At 69.9% G+C, this 21385-nt stretch carries 19 protein-coding genes; 13 read left to right on the plus strand and 6 right to left on the minus strand.

Features of this window, described 5'->3' with window-relative positions:
- Positions 1-71 precede the first annotated feature (71 nt).
- Positions 72-704: a TetR family transcriptional regulator gene (locus IE212_RS09700; protein ID WP_373301369.1), complete on the minus strand. Its 633-nt coding sequence runs from the start codon at positions 702-704 to the stop codon at positions 72-74.
- A 115-nt stretch (positions 705-819) separates the two neighbouring features.
- Here IE212_RS09700 and IE212_RS09705 point away from each other — a divergent pair, with 115 nt between their 5' ends.
- Both IE212_RS09705 and IE212_RS09710 read left to right on the plus strand, forming a co-directional pair.
- Positions 820-2445 (plus strand): MFS transporter, encoded by a 1626-nt coding sequence (locus IE212_RS09705; protein ID WP_190197321.1) that lies wholly within the window; start codon positions 820-822, stop codon positions 2443-2445.
- A 243-nt stretch (positions 2446-2688) separates the two neighbouring features.
- On the plus strand, positions 2689-3000 hold the full coding sequence (locus tag IE212_RS09710; protein WP_190197322.1) for a small hydrophobic protein: 312 nt from the start codon (positions 2689-2691) through the stop codon (positions 2998-3000).
- Positions 3001-3068: 68 nt separating this feature from the next.
- On the opposite strand, the gene IE212_RS09715 is transcribed toward IE212_RS09710, so the two are convergent.
- The gene (locus tag IE212_RS09715) at positions 3069-3803 is read right to left on the minus strand and encodes a potassium channel family protein (protein WP_190197323.1); all 735 of its coding nucleotides are present in this window, start codon (positions 3801-3803) and stop codon (positions 3069-3071) included.
- Between the two features lie 83 nt (positions 3804-3886).
- Positions 3887-6634 carry a pyruvate dehydrogenase (acetyl-transferring), homodimeric type gene (aceE, locus tag IE212_RS09720; RefSeq protein WP_190197324.1) on the minus strand — a complete coding sequence of 916 codons (2748 nt, stop codon included), beginning with the start codon at positions 6632-6634 and terminating at the stop codon, positions 3887-3889.
- Between the two features lie 428 nt (positions 6635-7062).
- Here aceE and IE212_RS09725 point away from each other — a divergent pair, with 428 nt between their 5' ends.
- The 7 genes from IE212_RS09725 to IE212_RS09755 all read left to right on the plus strand — a co-directional run bounded on the left by IE212_RS09725 (position 7063) and on the right by IE212_RS09755 (position 12218).
- Positions 7063-7500, plus strand: a complete 438-nt coding sequence (locus IE212_RS09725; protein WP_030238960.1) for a DUF3052 domain-containing protein — start codon at positions 7063-7065, stop codon at positions 7498-7500.
- A gap of 177 nt (positions 7501-7677) precedes the next feature.
- Positions 7678-8136 (plus strand): peroxiredoxin, encoded by a 459-nt coding sequence (locus IE212_RS09730; RefSeq protein WP_190197325.1) that lies wholly within the window; start codon positions 7678-7680, stop codon positions 8134-8136.
- A 147-nt stretch (positions 8137-8283) separates the two neighbouring features.
- Complete coding sequence (locus tag IE212_RS09735; protein WP_190197326.1) at positions 8284-8859, plus strand: TerD family protein; 576 nt, start codon at positions 8284-8286, stop codon at positions 8857-8859.
- Positions 8860-8980: 121 nt separating this feature from the next.
- On the plus strand, positions 8981-9556 hold the full coding sequence (locus IE212_RS09740) for a TerD family protein (protein ID WP_190197327.1): 576 nt from the start codon (positions 8981-8983) through the stop codon (positions 9554-9556).
- A 125-nt stretch (positions 9557-9681) separates the two neighbouring features.
- Positions 9682-10827 carry a DUF475 domain-containing protein gene (locus tag IE212_RS09745; RefSeq protein ID WP_190197328.1) on the plus strand — a complete coding sequence of 382 codons (1146 nt, stop codon included), beginning with the start codon at positions 9682-9684 and terminating at the stop codon, positions 10825-10827.
- A 129-nt stretch (positions 10828-10956) separates the two neighbouring features.
- On the plus strand, positions 10957-11691 hold the full coding sequence (locus IE212_RS09750) for a TerD family protein (protein ID WP_190197329.1): 735 nt from the start codon (positions 10957-10959) through the stop codon (positions 11689-11691).
- 2 nt (positions 11692-11693) lie between these two features.
- A complete protein-coding gene (locus IE212_RS09755; RefSeq protein WP_190197330.1) occupies positions 11694-12218 on the plus strand; it encodes a GNAT family N-acetyltransferase in 525 nt (174 codons plus the stop codon).
- 21 nt (positions 12219-12239) lie between these two features.
- Here the strand turns inward: IE212_RS09755 and IE212_RS09760 are convergent, their stop codons facing one another.
- The gene (locus tag IE212_RS09760) at positions 12240-13145 is read right to left on the minus strand and encodes a TerD family protein (protein WP_190197331.1); all 906 of its coding nucleotides are present in this window, start codon (positions 13143-13145) and stop codon (positions 12240-12242) included.
- 228 nt (positions 13146-13373) lie between these two features.
- Between IE212_RS09760 and IE212_RS09765 the strand changes: the two genes are divergently transcribed.
- Genes IE212_RS09765 through IE212_RS09775 form a run of 3 tightly spaced genes read left to right on the plus strand, consistent with a single transcriptional unit; the run spans position 13374 to position 17983 of the window.
- Positions 13374-14540, plus strand: coding sequence for an HpcH/HpaI aldolase/citrate lyase family protein (locus IE212_RS09765; protein WP_190197332.1), 1167 nt, complete (start codon positions 13374-13376; stop codon positions 14538-14540).
- A 27-nt stretch (positions 14541-14567) separates the two neighbouring features.
- Positions 14568-17174 (plus strand): phosphoribosyltransferase, encoded by a 2607-nt coding sequence (locus IE212_RS09770; RefSeq protein WP_190197333.1) that lies wholly within the window; start codon positions 14568-14570, stop codon positions 17172-17174.
- Positions 17174-17983: an HAD family hydrolase gene (locus tag IE212_RS09775; RefSeq protein WP_190197334.1), complete on the plus strand. Its 810-nt coding sequence runs from the start codon at positions 17174-17176 to the stop codon at positions 17981-17983. Before IE212_RS09770 ends, IE212_RS09775 begins: the two co-directional genes overlap by 1 nt.
- On the opposite strand, the gene IE212_RS09780 is transcribed toward IE212_RS09775, so the two are convergent.
- Both IE212_RS09780 and IE212_RS09785 read right to left on the minus strand, forming a co-directional pair.
- Positions 17904-18674, minus strand: coding sequence for a DedA family protein (locus IE212_RS09780; protein WP_190197335.1), 771 nt, complete (start codon positions 18672-18674; stop codon positions 17904-17906). The genes IE212_RS09775 and IE212_RS09780 overlap by 80 nt on opposite strands.
- Positions 18675-18748: 74 nt before the next feature.
- Complete coding sequence (locus IE212_RS09785) at positions 18749-18967, minus strand: FmdB family zinc ribbon protein (RefSeq protein ID WP_190197336.1); 219 nt, start codon at positions 18965-18967, stop codon at positions 18749-18751.
- Between the two features lie 322 nt (positions 18968-19289).
- On the opposite strand from IE212_RS09785, the gene IE212_RS09790 reads away from it, so the two are divergent.
- Positions 19290-21371 (plus strand): transglycosylase domain-containing protein, encoded by a 2082-nt coding sequence (locus IE212_RS09790; protein WP_229864175.1) that lies wholly within the window; start codon positions 19290-19292, stop codon positions 21369-21371.
- Positions 21372-21385: the final 14 nt, after the last annotated feature.

Consider the following 21385-nt stretch of genomic DNA (forward strand, 5'->3'; position numbering starts at 1 on the left):
AAAGGACACACTAGGAGAACGAGAGGGTCTCGCGTTAACCAAGTGACCGGGATCACGTTTCGGTGTGTGTGCTAAGGGGAGGGCTCTGTACGCCAGTTCTCCGCCAGGGCCGGGCCCACCTGATCCAGGTATGTCGTGGTGAGTTGGCGCATCGCGTCCAGGCTGAGGTCGTCCCCCGCCGACCACAGTCGCTCGGTGACACGAATCACCCCGCTGAACAGTGCCACGACGATCCTGGGGCGCGGATCCGCGTCCACATCGAGTCCCTCGCGCTCGGCGATGATCCCGGCGAGCTGCTCCTCCAGTTCCGCCGCCCGGCGCAGATGTGCGGCGAGCAGTGCGGGCGTCGATTCGATCACCCGGTAGACGCGCATGTGGAGCTCGATCGGCACGAGCTCCTCGACGGCCTCGTTGATCCTGTCCCAGCTCTCCAGCACGGCCCGGCGCAGCGCCTCCAGCGGCGGCTCGCCCGGCGGCCGCGCCCGTACGGCCTCCACGACGTGTGTCTCGGCCAGCCGTGGCACGAAGAACGCCGTCTCCTCCTTGCCGGCGAAGTAGCGGAAGAAGGTGCGCTGCGAGACGTCGACGGCTGCGGCGATGTCGTCGACGGTCGTCTCCTCGTACCCGCGCGTGGCGAACAGCTCCAGGGCCGCCCGCAGCAGCGCGTCCCGGGTGCGCAGCTTCTTTCGTTCGCGCAGGTTCAACAGGTGCCTCTCGTCTGCGGTGTCTTCCCAGCTCAGGCTATACGGGAGTAACGTGACAGTTACCGACTAGTGAATTGGTTTGTCAATTGTCAGTGGCTGTCACTAGCCTCGACGCATGACTAGTCAGACCACCATCGACACGACGGGGTCGGGGGACAAGACGCCGGGCGCGCCGTCGGACGCGACGCCGGGCAAGGGGCTGCGCGGGCACCCCTGGCTCACCCTCATCACCGTCGCTGTGGGGGTCATGATGGTGGCCCTCGACGGCACCATCGTGGCCATAGCCAACCCGGCGATCCAGAAGGACCTCGGCGCCACCTTCGCCGAGGTGCAGTGGATCACCAACGGATACTTCCTCGCCCTCGCGGTCTCCCTGATCACGGCCGGCAAGCTCGGCGACCGCTTCGGTCACCGGCAGACGTTCCTCATCGGCGTGGTCGGCTTCGCCGCCGCATCGGGCGCCATCGGGCTGTCCGACAGCATCGCGTTCGTCGTCGTCTTCCGCGTCCTGCAGGGCCTGTTCGGCGCGCTGCTGATGCCGGCCGCGCTCGGCCTGCTGCGGGCCACCTTCCCGGCCGAGAAGCTGAACATGGCCATCGGCATCTGGGGCATGGTCATCGGAGCGTCCACCGCGGGCGGCCCGATCCTCGGCGGCGTGCTCGTCGAGCACGTCAACTGGCAGTCGGTGTTCTTCATCAACGTGCCGGTCGGTGTGCTCGCCGTGGTCCTCGGCGTGCTGATCCTCCTCGACCACCGCGCCGAGAACGCCCCGCGCTCCTTCGACCTGCTGGGTATCGCCCTGCTGTCGACCGCCGTGTTCTGCCTGGTGTGGGCGCTCATCAAGGCCCCGCCGTCGGAGTGGGGCTGGGGCGACCCGAAGACGCTCGGCTTCCTCGGCGCGGCCGTGCTGGGCTTCGCGCTCTTCGCCTTCTGGGAGACGAAGGTCAAGGAGCCGCTGATCCCGCTCGCCCTGTTCCGCTCCGTGGCGCTGTCCGCGGGTGTCGTGCTGATGGTCCTGATGGCCATCGCGTTCATGGGCGGCCTGTTCTTCGTGACGTTCTACCTGCAGAACGTGCACGGGATGAGCCCGATCGACGCGGGTCTGCACCTGCTGCCGCTCACCGGCATGATGATCGTCGGCTCGCCGCTCGCCGGTGCGATGATCACCAAGTTCGGTCCCCGGGTCCCGCTCGCGGGCGGTATGGCGCTCACCGCGATCGCCATGTACGGCATGTCGACACTGGAGACGGACACCGGCAGCGGCATCATGTCGCTCTGGTTCGCCATGCTGGGCCTCGGCCTCGCGCCGGTCATGGTCGGCGCCACCGAAGTCATCGTGGGCAACGCGCCGATGGAGCTGTCGGGTGTCGCGGGTGGTCTTCAGCAGGCCGCCATGCAGATCGGCGGCAGTCTCGGTACGGCTGTGCTGGGCGCGGTGATGGCCTCCAAGGTCAACAGCGACCTCGCGGGCAACTGGACCAAGGCGGGGCTTCCGCCGCTCACGCCGGAGCAGGAGCACCAGGCGTCCGAGGCGGTCCAGGTCGGTGTCCCGCCGGTGGCGCCGGGCACGCCGGACGCGATCGCCGCGAAAATCACGGGGGTCGCGCACGACACGTTCATCTCGGGCATGAGCGCGGCGTCGCTCGTCGCCGCCGGGGTCGCGGTGCTGGCGGTGCTGGTGGCGTTCCTGACGAAGCGTGGCGAGAACGCGGGGGCCGGCGCGGGTGCGGCGCACATCTGACGTTCGTCCGACGGGTGTTCGCCCATCAGGGTGAACACCACCGTCTGCCCCTCCCTTTCGGCGGGCATCGCAGGTCACAGTGGGTCAAGTCCTCCGCAGGACCTGGAGGGCGAACGCCGCGGCGCGCTGCCGGAGGGGGCGGCGCGCAAGCAGCGGGATTACGGCCCGTATCGGGGGTACTCGCCATGTCGTACCCGAACCGAACCCCGACAGATCGAGGGTTCAAGGAAGTTACGGGAGTCGATGATGGCGAGCTTCGGACAAGGTACGCGCAGGTACCCCCGCTCACGTGGCCGGACGTGGTCACGGACCGGGCCGGATCGCGCGACGCTCGCAATCATCGGAGTCATCTGCGCGGTCGCCGGTTTCTTCGTGCTGGGGATCATCCTCGGCCCCGCGGCGATCGTCTGCGGCTGGCTCGCCATGGGCCGCACCTGGGCGGGATCCCGCCCCGTCACGGCCGTGGTCGCCCTGGTACTGGGCGCCATCGACACGCTCCTGGCCATCCTCTGGCTGTCCGGAGCGGCGGCCCCGGGCAACGGCTTGCTGTTCTGACCTGCCGTTCCTCCCCGGGGAAGCGAGGGAAGGGCCTTCGGCGACCGAGCCGGAGGCCCACCTTCAGGTCATTTCACCGACGTCCCCTTCAGCGCCGCCAGTTCGTCGCGCAACGCCCGCACCTCCTCCGTCAGCTCCCGGATCGCCTCCGTCTGACGCTGCTCCTCCAGGTCGTCCTTCTCGAACCGCGAGATGAACCAGGCGGCGATGTTCGCCGTCACCACACCGAGCAGCGCGATCCCCGACAGCATCAGCCCGACCGCGAGCATCCGCCCCAGCCCGGTGGTGGGCGCGTGATCCCCGTAGCCCACGGTCGTCATCGTCGTGAAGGACCACCACACGGCGTCGCCCAGCGTGTGGATGTTCCCGCCCGGCGCGTCCCGTTCCACTGAGAGCACCGCCAGGGAGCCGAACATCAGCAGCCCGACCACCGAGCCGCCGATGTACGTCGTGAGCCGGATCTGCGAAGCCATCCGTGCCCGCTGGCCGACGAGCAGCAGCGTGGACACCAGCCGCAGCAGCCGCATCGGCTGCAGCATGGGCAGCAGCACCGCCCCGAGATCGAGCCAGTGCGTCCGGACGAACAGCAGCCGATCCTCGCAGAGGGCGAGCCGGACCAGGTAGTCGAGGGCGAACGCCCCCCACACCACCCACTCGACCGCCGTGCACAGGTCCTCCAGGGACCGGCTCGCGTCCGGCCGGACGATCGGCACGGCATAGGCGACGGCGAAGGCGAGGGCCAGCGCGAAGAGCGGCCGCTGCGTGTGCTGTTCCCAACGAAGTTGGGCCGACTGCTGCTGCATGGCCGAATCGTAGGAAACGTGAAGGGGTGGTGCGCCCACGGTGCGTCCGTGACACGCGCCACCCCTCGGTGCCCTTCGGCGCGTTACGCGTCGCCGCCCGCGACCCCCGGGTCGGCCGCCGCCACGTCGAGCAGCTCGTACCGGTCGACGGCCTGCTTGAGCACCGACCGGTCGACCTTGCCCTCACGGGCCAGCTCGGTCAGCACCGCCACCACGATCGACTGCGCGTCGATGTGGAAGAAGCGCCGGGCCGCACCCCGCGTGTCGGCGAAGCCGAAGCCGTCCGCGCCGAGCGACTGGTACGTCTGCGGCACCCAGCGCGCGATCTGGTCCGGGACCGACCGCATCCAGTCCGACACGGCCACGACCGGTCCCTGCGCGTCGGCCAGCTTCCGCGTCACGTACGGCACCCGCTGCTCCTCCTCGGGGTGCAGCAGGTTGTGCTCCTCGCAGTCCACGGCCTCACGCCGCAGCTCGTTCCAGGAGGTCGCCGACCAGACGTCCGCCTTGACGTTCCAGTCGTCGGCCAGGATCTTCTGCGCCTCGATCGCCCAGGGGAGCGCCACACCGGACGCCAGGATCTGCGCCGGGGTGGAGCCGGCCGTCCCCTCGCTGAACCGGTAGAGGCCCTTGAGGATGCCGTCGACGTCCACGTTCTCGGGCTCGGCCGGGTGCTGGATCGGCTCGTTGTAGACGGTCAGGTAGTAGAAGACGTCCTCGCCGTGCGGATGCTCGGGCGAGCTGCCGTACATCCTCCTCAGTCCGTCCTGCACGATGTGCGCGATCTCGAAGCCGAACGCCGGGTCGTACGCCACACAGCCCGGGTTCGTCGAGGCCAGCAGCTGCGAGTGGCCGTCGGCATGCTGCAGACCCTCACCGGTCAGGGTCGTACGGCCGGCGGTCGCGCCCAGGACGAAGCCGCGCGCCAGCTGGTCGGACATCTGCCAGAACTGGTCGCCGGTGCGCTGGAAGCCGAACATCGAGTAGAAGACGTAGACCGGGATCAGCGGTTCGCCGTGGGTCGCGTAGGCGGAGCCGGCGGCGATCAGCGAGGCCGTGCAGCCCGCCTCCGAGATGCCGTCGTGCAGCATCTGGCCGTTCGGCGACTCCTTGTAGGCGAGCAGCAGGTCGCGGTCGACCGACTCGTACTGCTGACCGAGCGGGTTGTAGATCTTCGCGCTCGGGAAGAACGAGTCCATGCCGAACGTGCGGTACTCGTCCGGCGCGATCAGTACGAACCGCTTGCCGATCTCCTTGTCCCGCATGAGGTCCTTGAGGAGCCGGACGAACGCCATCGTGGTCGCGATGGACTGCTGGCCCGAGCCCTTCTTCACGGTCGCGTACGTCTTGTCCTCGGGCAGCGGCAGCGGCTTGGAGCGGACCACGCGCGTGGGGACGTAACCGCCGAGGCTCTTGCGGCGGTCGTGCATGTACTGGATCTCCTCCGTGTCCCGGCCCGGGTGGTAGTAGGGCGGGGCGCCGGACTCCAGCTCCTTGTCGGAGATCGGCAGGTGGAGGCGGTCGCGGAAGCGCTTGAGATCGTCGACCGTCAGCTTCTTCATCTGGTGCGTGGCGTTGCGGCCCTCGAAGTTCGGGCCCAGCGTCCAGCCCTTGATCGTCTTGGCGAGGATCACCGTGGGCTGGCCCTTGTGCTCCACTGCCGCCTTGTACGCCGCGAAGATCTTCCGGTGGTCGTGACCGCCGCGGCCCAGGTGCAGGATCTGGTCGTCGGTCATGCCCTCGACCATCGCGCGCAGCCGGTGGTCGTCGCCGAAGAAGTGGTCGCGGATGTACGCGCCGGTCTCCGTGGCGTACGTCTGGAACTGCCCGTCCGGCGTGGTGTTCATCTTGTTGACCAGCACGCCGTCGCGGTCCTGGGCGAGCAGCGGGTCCCAGCTGCGGTCCCAGACCAGCTTGATCACGTTCCAGCCGGCGCCGCGGAAGACCGACTCCAGCTCCTGGATGACCTTGCCGTTGCCGCGCACCGGGCCGTCGAGGCGCTGGAGGTTGCAGTTGACCACGAAGGTCAGGTTGTCCAGGCCCTCCCGGGCCGCGAGCGTGAGCTGGCCCAGCGACTCCGGCTCGTCCATCTCGCCGTCGCCGAGGAACGCCCAGACGTGCGACTTGGAGGTGTCGGCGATCCCGCGCGCGTGCATGTAGCGGTTCATCCGCGCCTGGTAGATCGCGCCGATCGGGCCGAGGCCCATGGACACCGTCGGGAACTCCCAGAAGTCCGGCATCAGGCGCGGGTGCGGGTACGACGACAGGCCGTGGGGAGCCTTCGACTTCTCCTGCCGGAAGCCGTCCAGGTGCTCCTCGCTGAGCCGGTCCAGCAGGAAGGCGCGGGCGTAGATGCCGGGGGAGGCGTGGCCCTGGAAGAAGACCTGGTCGCCGCCGTCGCCCTCGTCCTTGCCGCGGAAGAAGTGGTTGAAGCCGACGTCGTAGAGCGAGGCGGAGGACGCGAACGTGGCGATGTGGCCGCCGACGCCGATGCCGGGGCGCTGGGCCCGGGACACCATGACCGCCGCGTTCCAGCGGGTCGCGTTGAGGATCTTCCGCTCGATCTCCTCGTTGCCCGGGAAGAACGGCTCGTTCTTGGTGGGGATCGTGTTGACGTAGTCCGTGCTGCGCATCTCCGGCACGGCCACGCGCTTCTCGCGGGCCCGCTCGATCAGCCGCAGCATCAGGTAGCGGGCGCGCTCCCGGCCGCGCTCGTCCACGGCGGCGTCGAGGGAGTCGAGCCACTCCTGCGTCTCTTCGGGATCGAAGTCAGGAACCTGACTCGGAAGGCCGCCAATGATGATCGGGTTTCGATCGGATGCGGAAGCCACGCTGTTCCTTACCTGTCAGAGGGCCTGCGATGGCCGCTGTTTCGCTGTCGTCGCGGGGGCGTCGTCGCTGGAGCCGCGCCGCTCCCCATGGTCCACCTCGGGGCCGTGAAACGTCATCTCTACCGCGCGGTAACCGAGACGTGAGATCGACTTCCCGGCGGCTCGGTGACGTATGGGGCGAATACCTTCGAGTCTCGTACCCACGGACGATTCCCAAACGCCCAAACAGGGCAGAAAGGTGTGGTGTACGTCACCTCGGACCATGATGGTGTGCCTGAAGTTGCGGCGACACGGCCAGGATCGTCACCGTTTCGGCGGTCTGAACGGCCGGGTACTTGCGCGATCCGTCCCGCCCGTGTGGACTACGGCCAATGCTTCGCGCACGCGCGTGGCTGAGATATTCCCAAGACATGATCAGGAGGCAACCCGTGAGCGCGACCGCGGACCACGCGGAGGAGCGGACGAACCCTGCCGCCAGGCTGGGGTTCCAGCCCGGGCAGGTGGTCCAGGAGATCGGCTACGACGACGACGTGGATCAGGAGCTCCGCGAGGCGATCGAAAGCATCGTCGAGGGCGACCTGATGGACGAGGACTACGACGACGTGGCCGACGCCGTTGTGCTGTGGTTCCGTGACGACGACGGCGACCTGACGGATGCGCTGGTCGATGCCACCACGTACATCGAAGAGGGCGGCGCGATTCTGCTCCTCACGCCGAAGACCGGCCGTTCGGGCTACGTCGAGCCGAGCGACATCTCGGAAGCCGCCACCACGGCGGGTCTGACGGCGTCCAAGAGCGTCAGCGTCGGCAAGGACTGGAGCGGCAGCCGGCTGGCCACGCCCAAGGCGGCCAAGTCCAAGCGTTAGCCGCACGACGCAGGTGAGCGCAGCCGTACGGCGGGCCGGTGCGGCTGCCGTACGGCGGACCCGCACGACGCCGTGCGGGCAGGGGCGGGTCGGCGCGGTCGGCCCGCCCGCCGGTCTGCGCCGGTCGCTGCGTAGGGTGGTCCCACCCGTCAAGCCCACGAAGGGACACCCACAGCGATGGCGATCCAGGCCGGCGAGAAGGCCCCCGACTTCGAGCTCAAGGACAACCACGGCGCGAGCGTGAAGCTGTCCGACTTCCGCGGTCGGAAGAACGTGGTGCTGCTCTTCTACCCCTTCGCCTTCACCGGCGTGTGCACCGGTGAGCTGTGCGAGCTGCGCGACAACCTGCCGCAGTTCGCCGACCGCGACACCCAGCTGCTCGCCGTCTCCAACGACTCCATCCACACCCTGCGCGTCTTCGCCGAGCAGGAGGGCCTGGAGTACCCGCTGCTGTCCGACTTCTGGCCGCACGGCGACGTCTCCCGGGCCTACGGCGTCTTCGACGAGGACAAGGGCTGCGCGGTGCGCGGCACCTTCGTGATCGACAAGGAGGGCGTCGTGCGCTGGACCGTCGTCAACGGCCTGCCGGACGCCCGCGACCTGAACGACTACGTGAAGGCGCTCGACTCCCTGTGACGCCGGTCGGGCGTCATGCGCCCGACACCCGCCGCAATGTCGGCTTCCGGGCCTGCGAGGGGCGGGAACCCGTCACTAGGATCGACTCGTTGACCCGACATCCGAGCACAACGGGGCATCCCGCCCCTGGACACCAATGGAGGACTCGTGGGAGTCAGCCTCAGCAAGGGCGGCAACGTATCGCTGACCAAGGAGGCGCCGGGCCTGACCGCGGTCATCATCGGTCTGGGGTGGGACGTCCGCACCACGACCGGCACCGACTTCGACCTGGACGCCAGCGCGCTGCTGCTGAACAACTCCGGCAAGGTCGGAAACGACCAGCACTTCATCTTCTTCAACAACCTCAAGAGCCCGGACGGCTCCGTCGAGCACACCGGCGACAACCTCACCGGTGAGGGCGAGGGCGACGACGAGCAGATCAAGGTCGACCTCGCCGGTGTCCCGGCCGACGTGGAGAAGATCGTTTTCCCCGTCTCGATCTACGACGCCGAGACCCGCCAGCAGTCCTTCGGCCAGGTGCGCAACGCGTTCATCCGCGTCGTGAACCAGGCCGGTGGCGCCGAGATCGCCCGTTACGACCTGAGCGAGGACGCCTCCACCGAGACCGCCATGGTCTTCGGTGAGCTCTACCGGCACGGCGCGGAGTGGAAGTTCCGCGCCATCGGACAGGGCTACGCCTCGGGCCTGCGCGGCATCGCGCAGGACTTCGGCGTGAACGTCTGAGCCATCCGAAGGGCCCCGGCGACGGGGCCCCCAGGTCTTCCCGCCCGGCGTCGCACGGTTTACGTGCGGCGCCGGACGTGCAGGACCACCTGAAAGGCACCCATCGGGGAGGGACAGCATCATGGGCGTCACGCTCGCCAAAGGGGGCAATGTCTCCCTGTCCAAGGCCGCACCGAACCTCACTCAGGTGATGGTCGGGCTCGGCTGGGACGCGCGCTCCACCACCGGAGCCCCCTTCGACCTCGACGCGAGCGCCCTGATGTGCGGGGGCGGGCGCGTGCTCGGGGACGAGTGGTTCGTGTTCTACAACCAGCTCAAGAGCCCGGACGGTTCGGTCGAGCACACTGGCGACAACCTCACCGGCGAGGGCGACGGCGACGACGAGTCGCTGCTGATCGACCTCTCCAAGGTGCCGCCCCGGTGCGACAAGATCGTCTTCCCCGTCTCCATTCACCTGGCCGACGAGCGCGGCCAGACCTTCGGCCAGGTCAGCAACGCCTTCATCCGCGTCGTGAACCAGGCCGACGGCCAGGAACTGGCCCGCTACGACCTCAGCGAGGACGCCTCCACGGAGACCGCGATGATCTTCGGCGAGGTCTATCGCCACCAGGGCGAGTGGAAGTTCAGGGCCGTCGGTCAGGGGTACGCGTCGGGCCTGCGTGGCATCGCACTGGACTTCGGGGTCGACGTCTCATAGCGCGATATGAGCAAAATACGGGGCCCTCTGGGGTGCGGAGCGGGCCCGACTAGACTTCGGCTTCAAAAGTTCGTAAAGCCGCGTACGGCGCGGGGGAGCCCCGTACACACACGATTGGGTAGCCAGTGGTTCTGAAAACCTTCGGGTGGTCACTCGCGGTCACCGCGCTCGGCTTGGTCGCAGCGGTTCTCTACGGAGGATGGACCGCGTTCGGCGTCGTCGCGATCCTGTCCGTCCTCGAGGTCTCGCTGTCCTTCGACAACGCGGTGGTCAACGCCGGGATCCTGAAGAAGATGAATGCCTTCTGGCAGAAGATCTTCCTCACCGTCGGCATCCTGATCGCCGTCTTCGGCATGCGGCTGGTCTTCCCCGTCGTGATCGTGGCGATCAGCGCCCAGCTGGGCCCGATCGAGGCCGTCGACCTCGCCCTCACGGACAAGGACCGCTACCAGGAGCTGGTGACCGACGCCCACCCGTCGATCGCCGCCTTCGGTGGCATGTTCCTGCTGATGATCTTCCTGGACTTCATCTTCGAGGACCGGGACATCAAGTGGCTGGCCTGGCTGGAGCGCCCGCTGGCCAAGCTCGGCAAGATCGACATGCTGTCGGTCTGCATCGCCCTGATCGTCCTGCTGATCTCCTCGATCACCTTCGGAGCCCACGCCCACCAGCACGGCGGCACCCACGCCGACAAGGCGGAGACCGTCCTGCTGGCCGGTATCGCCGGTCTGATCACCTACATGATCGTCGGCGGCCTCTCCGGCTACTTCGAGGACAAGCTCGAAGAGGAGGAGGAACGCGAGCACGACGCCGAGGAGAAGGCCGCGCGCGAGGGCAAGCCCAAGTCGGCGGTCAAGCTGGCCGGCAAGGCCGCGTTCTTCATGTTCCTCTACCTCGAGGTCCTGGACGCCTCCTTCTCCTTCGACGGCGTGATCGGCGCCTTCGCCATCACCAACGACATCGTCCTGATGGCCCTCGGCCTCGGCATCGGCGCCATGTACGTCCGGTCGCTGACGGTCTACCTGGTCCGCCAGGGCACCCTCGACGAGTACGTCTACCTGGAGCACGGCGCGCACTACGCCATCGGTGCGCTCGCCGCCATCCTGCTCGTCACCATCCAGTACGAGATCAACGAGATCATCACCGGCATGATCGGCGTCGTCCTGATCGGCGCTTCCTTCTGGTCCTCCGTACGCCGCAACCGCGCCACCGCGGCGGCCGAGGGAAAGGCCGGCTCGGACGAGAAGACTGAGGTCTCGTCCGGGGTGTGACACCCCTCCGGGTGAGGAACGCTCTGTGCGGGGCGGCCACCGAGGTGACTCCTCGGGGCCGCCCCGTCGGTCGTCAAGGGCCGCGGGTACGGCGGTGACCCGCGGTCTCCAAGTGGATGTGGGGGCGGGATGGGCCTGTTCGACGGACTCCGGCGCGGCGATGTGCAGTTCGACTCGGGCGACGCGGCAACCAACGCGATCGAACTGACCAAGCGGCGCTCGCAGATATCACTCACCAAGCAGGGCGCGGCCAACGGTCATCTGCGCGTCAACCTGAGCTGGCGGATGCGCACCTCCGACATCGGCGGTTCGCAGCGCGAGAGCCTGCTGAGGCACCCCTTCCGGGCGCTGAAACCGCCGGAGGTCGTCGGCCACAGCCAGTCCATGGTCAACGTCGACCTCGACCTTGGCTGTCTCTACGAACTCCAGGACGGCGCCAAGGGCGTCGTCCAGCCCCTCGGCGGCTACTACGGCGACGTCAATGCGCCGCCGTACGTCAAACTCAGCGGCGACGACCGCTTCGGCTCGGGGTCCGGCGAGACGATGTACATCAACCTCGACCACCGCGACGACATCAAGCGGCTCCTGGTCTTCGTCTACATCTACGACCAGACACCCGCTTTTGACCGCACGCACGCCAGCGTGACGCTCTACCCGAGCAGCGGCCCGCGCATCGAGATCCACCTCGACGAACGCCAGCCGCAGGCCCGCTCCTGCGCCGTCGTCATGATCGAGAAGGTCAAGAACGAGATCGTCGTGCGCCGCGAGGCGAAGTTCGTCTACGGGTTCCAGGCGGAGCTGGACCGGCTGTACGGGTGGGGGCTGCAGTGGGGCCGGGGCTACAAGACGAAGGTCGACCGCTGAGGATGACGGAGCTGCGCGTACGCCGGGCCACCGAGGCCGACCTGGCCACCCTCGTCCGCCTCCGTGACGACGCCGCGCGCTGGATGCTGGCCCGCGGCATCACCGGGCAGTGGCGGCCGGGAGAGCTGGACCAGGACCACTTCCGCCGCGTCATGGCGCACGGCGAGGTCTGGATGGCGGCGTCCGGCGGGCGCGTCGCGGGCGCCTGGGAACTGTGGTGGGAGGACGAGGCCGCCTGGGGCCCGCAGCCGCCCGTGGCCGGATACCTGCACCGGCTCATGGTCGACCGGAGCACCACCGCGCCCGGAACGGGACGGCGGCTGCTCGAGGCCGCGGAACGCCGGGTGGCCGCCGCGGGGCGGACGCGCGTGCGGCTGGACTGCCTGGCCGGCAACGCGCAGCTCAACGCCTACTACCGGGGCGCCGGCTACCGCGTGGTGGGCCACAAGGAGGGAAAGCCGCAGCCGGGCGGGGTGCCCAAGTCGTTCACCCTGCTCGAGAAGGATCTCGGGCAGGGCGGAGGCTGAGGCCTGCCCGCCCCCCGCCCCTCACCGTCCGACGAACTGCGGCCCCTGCGGCGGCAGGCGGAAGTCCGGGCCGGGGGCCGCGGCGGCGACGGGCTCCGGATAGCCGTATCCCGACTGCGCCCCCGTGACGCCGGCCGCGGCCGGCGCCTGGGGGTAGCCGTAGGCGGGCCGGCCGGCCGGTTGCGGATAGCCGTACGCCGGCTGGGTCGTCGCGGGCTGCTGCGGCGGATAACCGTAGGCGGGCTGCGTGGGCACCGCGGTCGGCTGCTCCGGCGGCAGCGGCCTGGACACCTCGGGGGCGGACGGGGCCGGGGCCTGCGGGGTGGACCCGGCCGTGGTCGGGGGCGTGGGCACCGTCGTGGTCACCGGCTCCTCGGCCGCCTCCGACTCGTCCACCGAGATGCCGTAGTCGGTCGCCAGGCCCTGCAGGCCGTTCACATAGCCCTCGCCCAGCGCCCGGAACTTCCAGCCCTCACCACGCCGGTACAGCTCGCCGCAGATCAGCGCGGTCTCCTCGCCCGTCTCCGGCTTGACGTCGAAGTACGCCAGCGCCTCCGCGCCGGTGCCCGCGGCGTCGTACAGCAGAACGCGCAGCGCCTGCACGCGGTCGAACGTGACCCCGTCCGCCGACGCGACCAGCAGGATCCGGCTGACTCCCGGCTCGACACCGGTGAGCTCTGTCTGGATCGTGTCGGTCAGGCCCTCGGCGACCCGCTTCTTGCCGAGCCGCCACACCTTGCCGGAAGGGTGCCGGGGCTGGTTGTAGAAGACGAAGTCCTCGTCGGAGCGCACCCGCCCGTCGGCACCGAGGAGCAGCGCGGAGGCGTCGACGTCCGGAACCCCCTGCCCGGGTGTCCAGCGCAGCACGGCGCGCACCGTGGTGGCTTCCAGCGGGACGTTCGACCCCTTCAGCATCGCGTGCGTCATGCGGTCATCCTGCCTTCTCGGTCCTGCTCACGACAACGCGGGGGCGCGGCGTCACGAGCGGCGCCCGCGGCCGTCGCGGACTACCGTCGTCATGGCCGGGTCTGGCTGTGCTTGCCCGCGTTACCTGAAATTCATGCCTGACGGGAACATTTGACATGGCCTTGTACGTACTATTACCGGCCACCTTTCGACGATTCGCAGGCCGCACAACCGCCACGGGGGAGTTCCATGCGTCATTTCGGGCACATCGCCCCTGAGGTGCGGAAGCGTCTCTTCCATCGCGAGCCGTGCGTGTTCACCCCGGACTCCCCGGTCCGGCTGCTCTCGGTGGCCCTGGGCGCCACCCTCTACAGCCCGGCCACCCGCCCGCGCCTCGCCGACGACATCCTCAAGCAGGCCGGGCGAGGCGTGGTCTCGATGGTGCTGTGCCTGGAGGACTCGATCGACGACGCGGACGTCGGCCAGGGCGAGGAGAACCTGGTCCGCCAGCTCGCGTCCCTCGCCGGGCTTCCGGACACCGACGTGCCGCTGCTGTTCATCCGGGTCCGTGCCCCCGAGCAGATCCCCGACCTCGTACGCCGCCTCGGGCCCGCCGCACGCCTGCTGTCCGGATTCGTGCTGCCCAAGTTCACCGAGGAACGCGGCATCCCCTTCCTCGAGGCGCTGGCGGCCGCCGAGGCCGAAAGCGGCCGCCGTCTTTTCGCCATGCCGGTGCTGGAGTCGCCGGAGCTGCTCTACCGGGAGTCGCGCGTGGACACCCTGGAGGGCATATCCCGGGCCGTCGACAAGTACCGCGACCGGGTGCTCGCGCTGCGCCTCGGCGTGACGGACTTCTGCTCCTCGTACGGGCTGCGCAGGGGCCCCGACATGACGGCGTACGACGTGCAGATCGTCGCCTCCGTGATCGCCGACGTGGTGAACATGCTGGGCCGCGCCGACGGCACCGGCTTCACCGTGACCGGGCCGGTGTGGGAGTACTTCCGGGTCCAGGAGCGCATGTTCAAGCCGCTGCTGAGACAGAGCCCCTTCCTTGAGGTGCAGGCCGCGGAACTGCGGGAGAAGCTGATTGAGCACGCCATGGACGGCCTGCTCAGGGAGATCTCCCTGGACCACGCCAACGGCCTGCTGGGCAAGACCTGCATCCACCCCTCGCACGTGCTGCCGGTGCACGCCCTGTCGGTCGTCAGCCACGAGGAGTTCTCGGACGCCCAGGACATACTGCGTCCCGAACGCGGCGGCGGAGGTGTCCTGAGGTCGGCGTACACGAACAAGATGAACGAGGTGAAGCCGCACCGGGCCTGGGCCGAGCGGACCCTGCTGCGTGCCGAGGTCTTCGGCGTGGCGGGCGAGGACATCGGCTTCGTGGAGCTGCTCGCGGCCGGCCTGCCCCACTGAACGCACGGCATCCGACGCCGACAATCCATGGAGAAGGCAGTGAACGAGGGGGTGCGCCACCAGGTGCGCGATGACGTCTGGTCCGGCAGCTGGGTCGCCGAGCGGCTCGGTGTGGAGCTCGTCGGCGACGACCGGCTGACCGGGCTGCTGGGGCTGGCGCTGCGCCGCAACCCCAAGCGGGCCCACCTGCTGGTGTCGAACGTGCTGGGCAAGCACGTACCGCAGTCGCCGTCCGTCGTCTACGGCCACGGCGTCGAGCTCGGCCGCCGGGTCCGTGAGCTGCTGGGACCCGACGAGGCCGGCCGGGCGGTCGTGCTCGGCTACGCGGAGACCGCGACCGGCCTCGGCCACTCCGTGGCCGACGGGCTGGGCCTCGCCCCCTACCTGCACTCCACCCGCCGCCCCGTCGCGGGTGTCGCACCGGCCGGCGGCTTCGAGGAGTCCCACTCGCACGCCACCTCGCACCTGCTCCTGCCGGAGGATCCCGCGCTGCTGGCCGGCGACGGGCCGCTGGTACTGGTCGACGACGAGTTCTCCACGGGGAACACGGTGCTGAACACCGTCCGGGATCTTCATCAGCGGTATCCGCGGCGGCGGTACGTCGTGGTGGCGCTGGTGGACATGCGGTCCGCCGCCGACGCGAATCGCCTCGCGGATTTCGCCGGGGAGATCGGCGCGCGGGTGGATCTCGTGGCGGCGGCTTCGGGGACGGTGCGGCTGCCGGAGGGGGTGCTGGAGAAGGGGCCGGAGCTGGTGGCGCGGTACGAGGCCGGGAGTGCCGCGGGAGGCAGTCCGTCGGCCGCGGCGCCGTCGTGGCCGGTCGCGCAGTTCCCCGCGCCCCTGGAGGATGTCGCCGACACCCACCTCCAAGGGGCGCGGGGAACTGCGCGACCAGCCCCCACCGGCCCGCAGCCGGCGGACAAGGGCACTCACCCCCACGTCACCCGCATTCACCTGGGATGGCCACGCGGCCTGCCGGACGGCGGCCGGCACGGGTTCACCCCCGCGCACCGGGAGCGCCTGGAGGCCGCCCTCCCGGGCATGGCCGCCCGACTCGCGCAGGCCCTGCCCAAGAACGCACGCCGCGTGCACATCCTCGGCTTCGAGGAGCTGATGTACGCCCCGCTCAGGCTCGCCCACGAGCTGGAGCGGATCACCGACGCCGAGGTCCGCTACTCGACCACGACCCGCTCGCCGGTCCTCGCCGTCGACGACCCCGGGTACGCGATCCGCACCCGCCTGGTCTTCCCCGCCCACGACGACCCGGCCGACGGCCCCGGCGAGCGGTACGCCTACAACGTCGCGGGCGCCGGCTTCGACGCCGTGGTCGCCGTCGTCGACTCGGTCGCCGACACGCCCCGGCTGCACGCGCCCGACGGCCTGCTCGCCCAGCTCTCGGCGCACACGCCGCAGGTCCTCCTCGCCGTCGTGCCGTCGTACGCGCCCGAGACCCCGCACGCCCCCGAAAGGCCCTCCATGCTGCCCGAGCCCCTCCGTGGCCCCGCCTTCTCGTCGTACCCGCCCGAGGAGGTCGGCTGGCTGCTCCAGGACCTCTCGGACGTGACGCTGGAGGCGCCGACCGAGGAGCGCGAGGAGGCCATCCAGAGCGGCGGCGCCCACTACGCGGAGTCGCTGCCCGTGGAGTACCAGCCGAGCGAGCAGTACCAGGAGCTGTTCCACACCGCGCTGGAGGAGTCGGCGGCCCGTATCGCCCAGGCGGCCGGCGTGGTCACCGAGACGATCCTCGCCGAGCGGTCCCCCCACCCCGTCCTGGTCTCCCTGGCCCGCGCGGGCACACCCGTCGGCATCCTCATGCGCCGCTGGGCCCGGCACCGGCACGGCCTCGACCTGCCGCACTACGCCGTGTCCATCGTCCGCGGCCGCGGCATCGACGCCAACGCGCTGCGCTGGCTCGCCCGGCACCACGACCCCGGGGACGTCGTCTTCGTCGACGGCTGGACCGGCAAGGGCGCCATCACCCGCGAACTCGCCCAGGCCCTGGAGGAATTCGAGAAGTCCGACGGCATCACCGGCTTCAGCCCCGAGATCGCCGTCCTGGCCGACCCGGGCTCCTGCGTGCGGACCTACGGCACCCGCGAGGACTTCCTCATCCCCTCCGCCTGCCTCAACTCGACCGTGTCGGGGCTGATCTCGCGGACCGTGCTGCGTGCGGACCTCGTCGGCCCGCACGACTTCCACGGCGCGAAGTTCTACCGCGAACTCACCGGCACCGACGTCTCGGTGGCCTTCCTGGACGCCGTGTCCGCACGCTTCCCCGAGGTCGCGGACGCGGCCTGCGCCCAGGCCAAGGAACTGCTCGCCGCCGACCGCTCACCCACGTGGGAGGGCTGGGCCGCCGTCGAACGCATCAGCGAGGAGTACGGCATCCACGATGTGAACCTCGTCAAGCCCGGCGTCGGCGAGACCACCCGGGTGCTGCTGCGCCGTGTGCCCTGGAAGGTCCTGGCGCGTGCCGGGGCGGGCAGCGACCTCGACCACGTACGCCTGCTGGCCGGGCAGCGCGGCGTGCCCGTCGAGGAGGTCGACGGACTGCCCTACACCTGCGTCGGCCTGATCCACCCCAAGTACACCCGGGGCGCGACCGGCGCCGACGGCAAGGCGGTGACCCTCTGATGCCCGCACTCGTCGCGAGCGACCTCGACCGCACCCTGATCTACTCCGCCGCGGCGCTGGCCCTGACCATGCCGGACGCGCGGGCGCCCCGGCTGCTGTGCGTGGAGGTGCACGAGAGCAGGCCGCTGTCGTACATGACGGAGACGGCGGCCCAGCTCCTCACCGAACTGGGCGACGCGGCCGTGTTCGTGCCCACGACGACCCGGACGCGCAAGCAGTACCAGCGCATCAACCTGCCGGGCCCGGCGCCCGCTTACGCGATCTGCGCGAACGGCGGCCACCTCCTGGTGGACGGGGTCTCCGACCCCGACTGGCACGCGCAGGTGACCGCGAGGCTGGCCGACCAGTGCGCGCCCCTGGCCGAGGTGCAGGAGCATCTGCTGAGGGCCGCCGACCCGGTCTGGGTGCGCAAGCACCGCGTCGCCGACGACCTCTTCGCCTACCTCGTCGTCGAGCGCGAGCTGCTCGACGAGGACTGGGTGAAGGAACTCGCCGTGTGGGCGGAGAACCGCGGCTGGACCGTGTCCCTCCAGGGCCGCAAGATCTACGCCGTGCCCAAGCCGCTCACCAAGAGCGCGGCGATGCGCGAGGTCGCCCGGCGGACCGGGGCCGATCTCATGCTCGCCGCAGGTGACTCCCTGCTCGACACCGACCTGCTGCTCGCGGCGGACCAGGGCTGGCGGCCCGGCCACGGGGAGCTGGCCGACACCGGCTTCACGGCTCCCTCGATCAGGGTGCTTCCCGACCGGGGTGTCCTCGCCGGGGAGCGGATCCTGCGGGAGTTTCTGGGGGCGGTACGGGGCGCCTGAGAACTCGGGTGTCCTGGTCGTCGTGCGGGTGCGGCGCCGTCGTGGCTGATCGCGCCCCGCGGCGGAGCCGCTGATCGGCACGGCCCCGCGCCCCTTCAGGGCGCCGTCGCAGCAGCCGTATCGCGATGAACGCCGCCACCGCCAGGGCCGCGACGGCCAGGACCACCTTCGAGTAGGCGGAGACGATGTCCGTCACCTGGTGCCAGTTGGCGCCGAGGAAGTAGCCCGCCAGCACGAACGCCGTGTTCCAGATCGCGCTGCCCAGAGTGGTCAGCCCCAGGAACACCGGCAGGGGCATCCGCTCGACACCAGCCGGCACGGAGATCAGGCTGCGGAAGATCGGGATCATCCGGCCGAAGAACACGGCCTTGGTGCCGTGCTTGAGGAACCACGCCTCGGTCTTCTCGATGTCCGAGACCTTCACCAGCGGCAGCCGGCCCGCGATCGCCACCGTGCGGTCCCGGCCGAGCAGCGCGCCGACCCCGTACAGCGCGAGCGCGCCGATCACCGAGCCGGCCGTCGTCCACAGCAGGGCGGCGAGCAGGCTCACCCGCCCGCTGCTCGCGGCGAACCCGGCGAGCGGCAGGATCACCTCGCTGGGCAGGGGCGGAAACAGGTTCTCCAGGGCGATGGCGAGACCGGCACCCGGCGCCCCCAGCGCGTGCATGAGGTCGTTGACCCACTCAGTCATGCCGGTCAGGCTAGAAAAACGGACCTGAAGGTTCCCTGAGGAAACCCCCGGGCCGGGCCCGGAGGCAGCGGCGGTCAGCCGCAGCAGCCGCCACCGCAGCAGCCGCCCGAGCCACTCGCGCGAGGTGCCGGGGCGGGGGCGGAGGCGGAGCCGCCGACCGCTACCGTGGAGAGGAGTTTCACCGTGTCGTCATGGCCCACGGGACACGGCGCGGGCGCGGAGGACTCCGCCATGGGGCGGGTCAGTTCGAAGGTGTCGCCGCAGGTCCGGCAGCGGTACTCGTAGCGAGGCATGGGGACAGAATAATCCGGGGCGACGGAAATTCCGCCGTCCAGGATCGCTTTTCGATCATTCCTGTCCCAACCAGTGTGGAGAAGCTGTAAAGGCCACTGGTAACTTTCAACTGTGCGAAGAGCCGTAAGGCTGGGGGGATGTGGGGTGCGTCGCGGTTGACCGCCGCAACCATGCCCTTTCGCGCGAGCACCACCGTAAGCGGGGAGGGGAGACGCAGCCGTGACCGAGGCTGGGCGGAAACCGGACGAGACCATGCAGTTGAAGGCTCTCGCTTCCTCGCCTACGAAGAATGCGAAGTATGCGGAATATGCGGACGAGACCATGCAATTGCGTACCGGTGATGTGGTCGCGTCTCTCACCCCGGACGAGGCACCGGGCACGGCTTCGGGCGGGCGCCGGTCCGGATCGCGCAGTCGGCGCAGGGCCCCCAGGGCCTCCCGCCTGGCCCCCCTCATAGCCCGCGTCGCGCCGTACGCGAGCCGCCTGCGGCCCCGGTACCCGCACCACGACCGCACCGGCTGGCGCCGCTGGGCGCCCTCCTGGCGGCAGTGGCTCGGTATCGCCCTGACGTTCACCGGGGTGACCTTCGCCTTCCTGGGCGTGGCCTACGCCGCCACCGACATACCGGACGACATCAACTCGTACGCCACCCAGCAGGACAACGTCTACTACTGGTCCGACGGAACACCCATGGCCCGCACCGGCTGGGTGCAGCGGCAGGAGATGCCCCTGAAGGACATCCCCGAGGACGTCCGCGAGGCCGTGCTCGCGGCGGAGAACGCCAGCTTCTACAGCGACCCCGGCATATCCCTCAGCGGCCTCACCCGCGCCCTGTGGCGCACTGTGGGCCAGGGAGACACCCAGGGCGGCTCCACCATCACCCAGCAGTACGTCAAGAACGTCTACCTCAACCAGGACCGCTCGGTCAGCCGCAAGTTCACCGAGGCCATGCTCGCCCTCAAGCTCGACAACGAGATGAGCAAGGACGACATCCTCGAGGGCTACCTCAACACCAGCTGGTTCGGCCGCGGCACCTACGGCATCCAGCGCGCCGCCCAGGCCTACTACGGCAAGGACGTCCGCGAACTCGACGCCAGTGAGGCCGCCTTCCTCGCCTCCCTCCTCAAAGGCGCGGGCCTGTACGACCCCGCCCTGGGCAAGGGCAACCACGCCCGGGCCGTGGAGCGCTGGTCCTGGACCCTCGACCGCATGGTCGACATCGGCACGCTGCCGGAGTCGGAGCGGGCCAAGTACAAGGAGTTCCCCGAGCCGCTGAAGCGGGCGCCCGGGTTCGACACCGGCAAGCAGAGCGACTACCTCGTGGAGCTGGCCGCCCAGTACGCCAAGAAGAGCGCGCGCATCTCGGACAAGGAGTTCGACCTCGGCGGCTACCAGATCTACACGACCTTCGACCGCAAGCAGGAGGCCGCGCTCACGGACGCCGTGGCCAAGGCCCGCAAGCAGGCCCGGAAGGACGACCCGGCCAAGGCGAAGACCGTGCACTACGGCGCCGCCTCGGTGGCCACCGACGGCCGGATCCTCGCTCTGCACGGCGGCCCCGACCACCGCAAGCAGGGCTACAACGAGTCGAACGCGACCACCGTGCCCGCCGGTTCGGCCTTCCTGCCCTTCGTCTACGCCGCCGCCCTGGAGAACGGCGTGCAGAGGACCCGGGACGGCGCCCGGACCCAGGTCACCCCGCAGACGCTGTACGACGGGGACGACGACATCCCCGTCATGACACCCGAGGGCCCCTACTGGGACCGCAGCGGCAAGAAGGTCACAGCCCGCAACGACGGCGAGAAGTCCTACGGGCGCATCAGCCTGAGCCGGGCGCTCGCCCTGTCGGTGAACACGCCGTTCATGCAGCTCGGCATGGACACCGGCCTGGACAAGGTGCGGGACACCGCCCAGGCGGCGGGCCTGCTCCCCTCCAGCTTCGGCCCGCAGATCCCCGCGATGTCCCTGGGCAGCGCCACGCCCAGCGCGATCCGCATGGCGAGCGGATACGCCACCTTCGCCGCCGGGGGCAAGCACGTCGAGCCGTACTCGGTGGCCCGGATCACCCACAACGGATCCCAGGTCACCCTGACGAGACCCGCCTCCCGCCGCGCGGTGAAGGCGAGTGTGGCCGAGGCGGTCCAGTCAGCTCTGACGGACGCCTTCCGCACCGCCCACCCCGGGGCGGACCCGTCCGCCGGGGTGGCCGGGAAGGCCGGCACTGTGCAGAACGACACCGCGTCCTGGTTCGTCGGTACCGCGCACTCCGTGTCGACGGCCGTCGTGACCTACCGCATCGACCTCACCAAGAGCCTCGAACCCCTGCCGTTGAAGGGGGTCGCGGGCACCTCCGGCGACAGCGCCCCGTACACCGTCTGGTCCGGTGCCCGGGGCCTCGGCTGACCCCCGCCCCCGGC

Source organism: Streptomyces djakartensis (assembly GCF_014651075.1).
GTDB classification, from domain to species: domain Bacteria; phylum Actinomycetota; class Actinomycetes; order Streptomycetales; family Streptomycetaceae; genus Streptomyces; species Streptomyces djakartensis.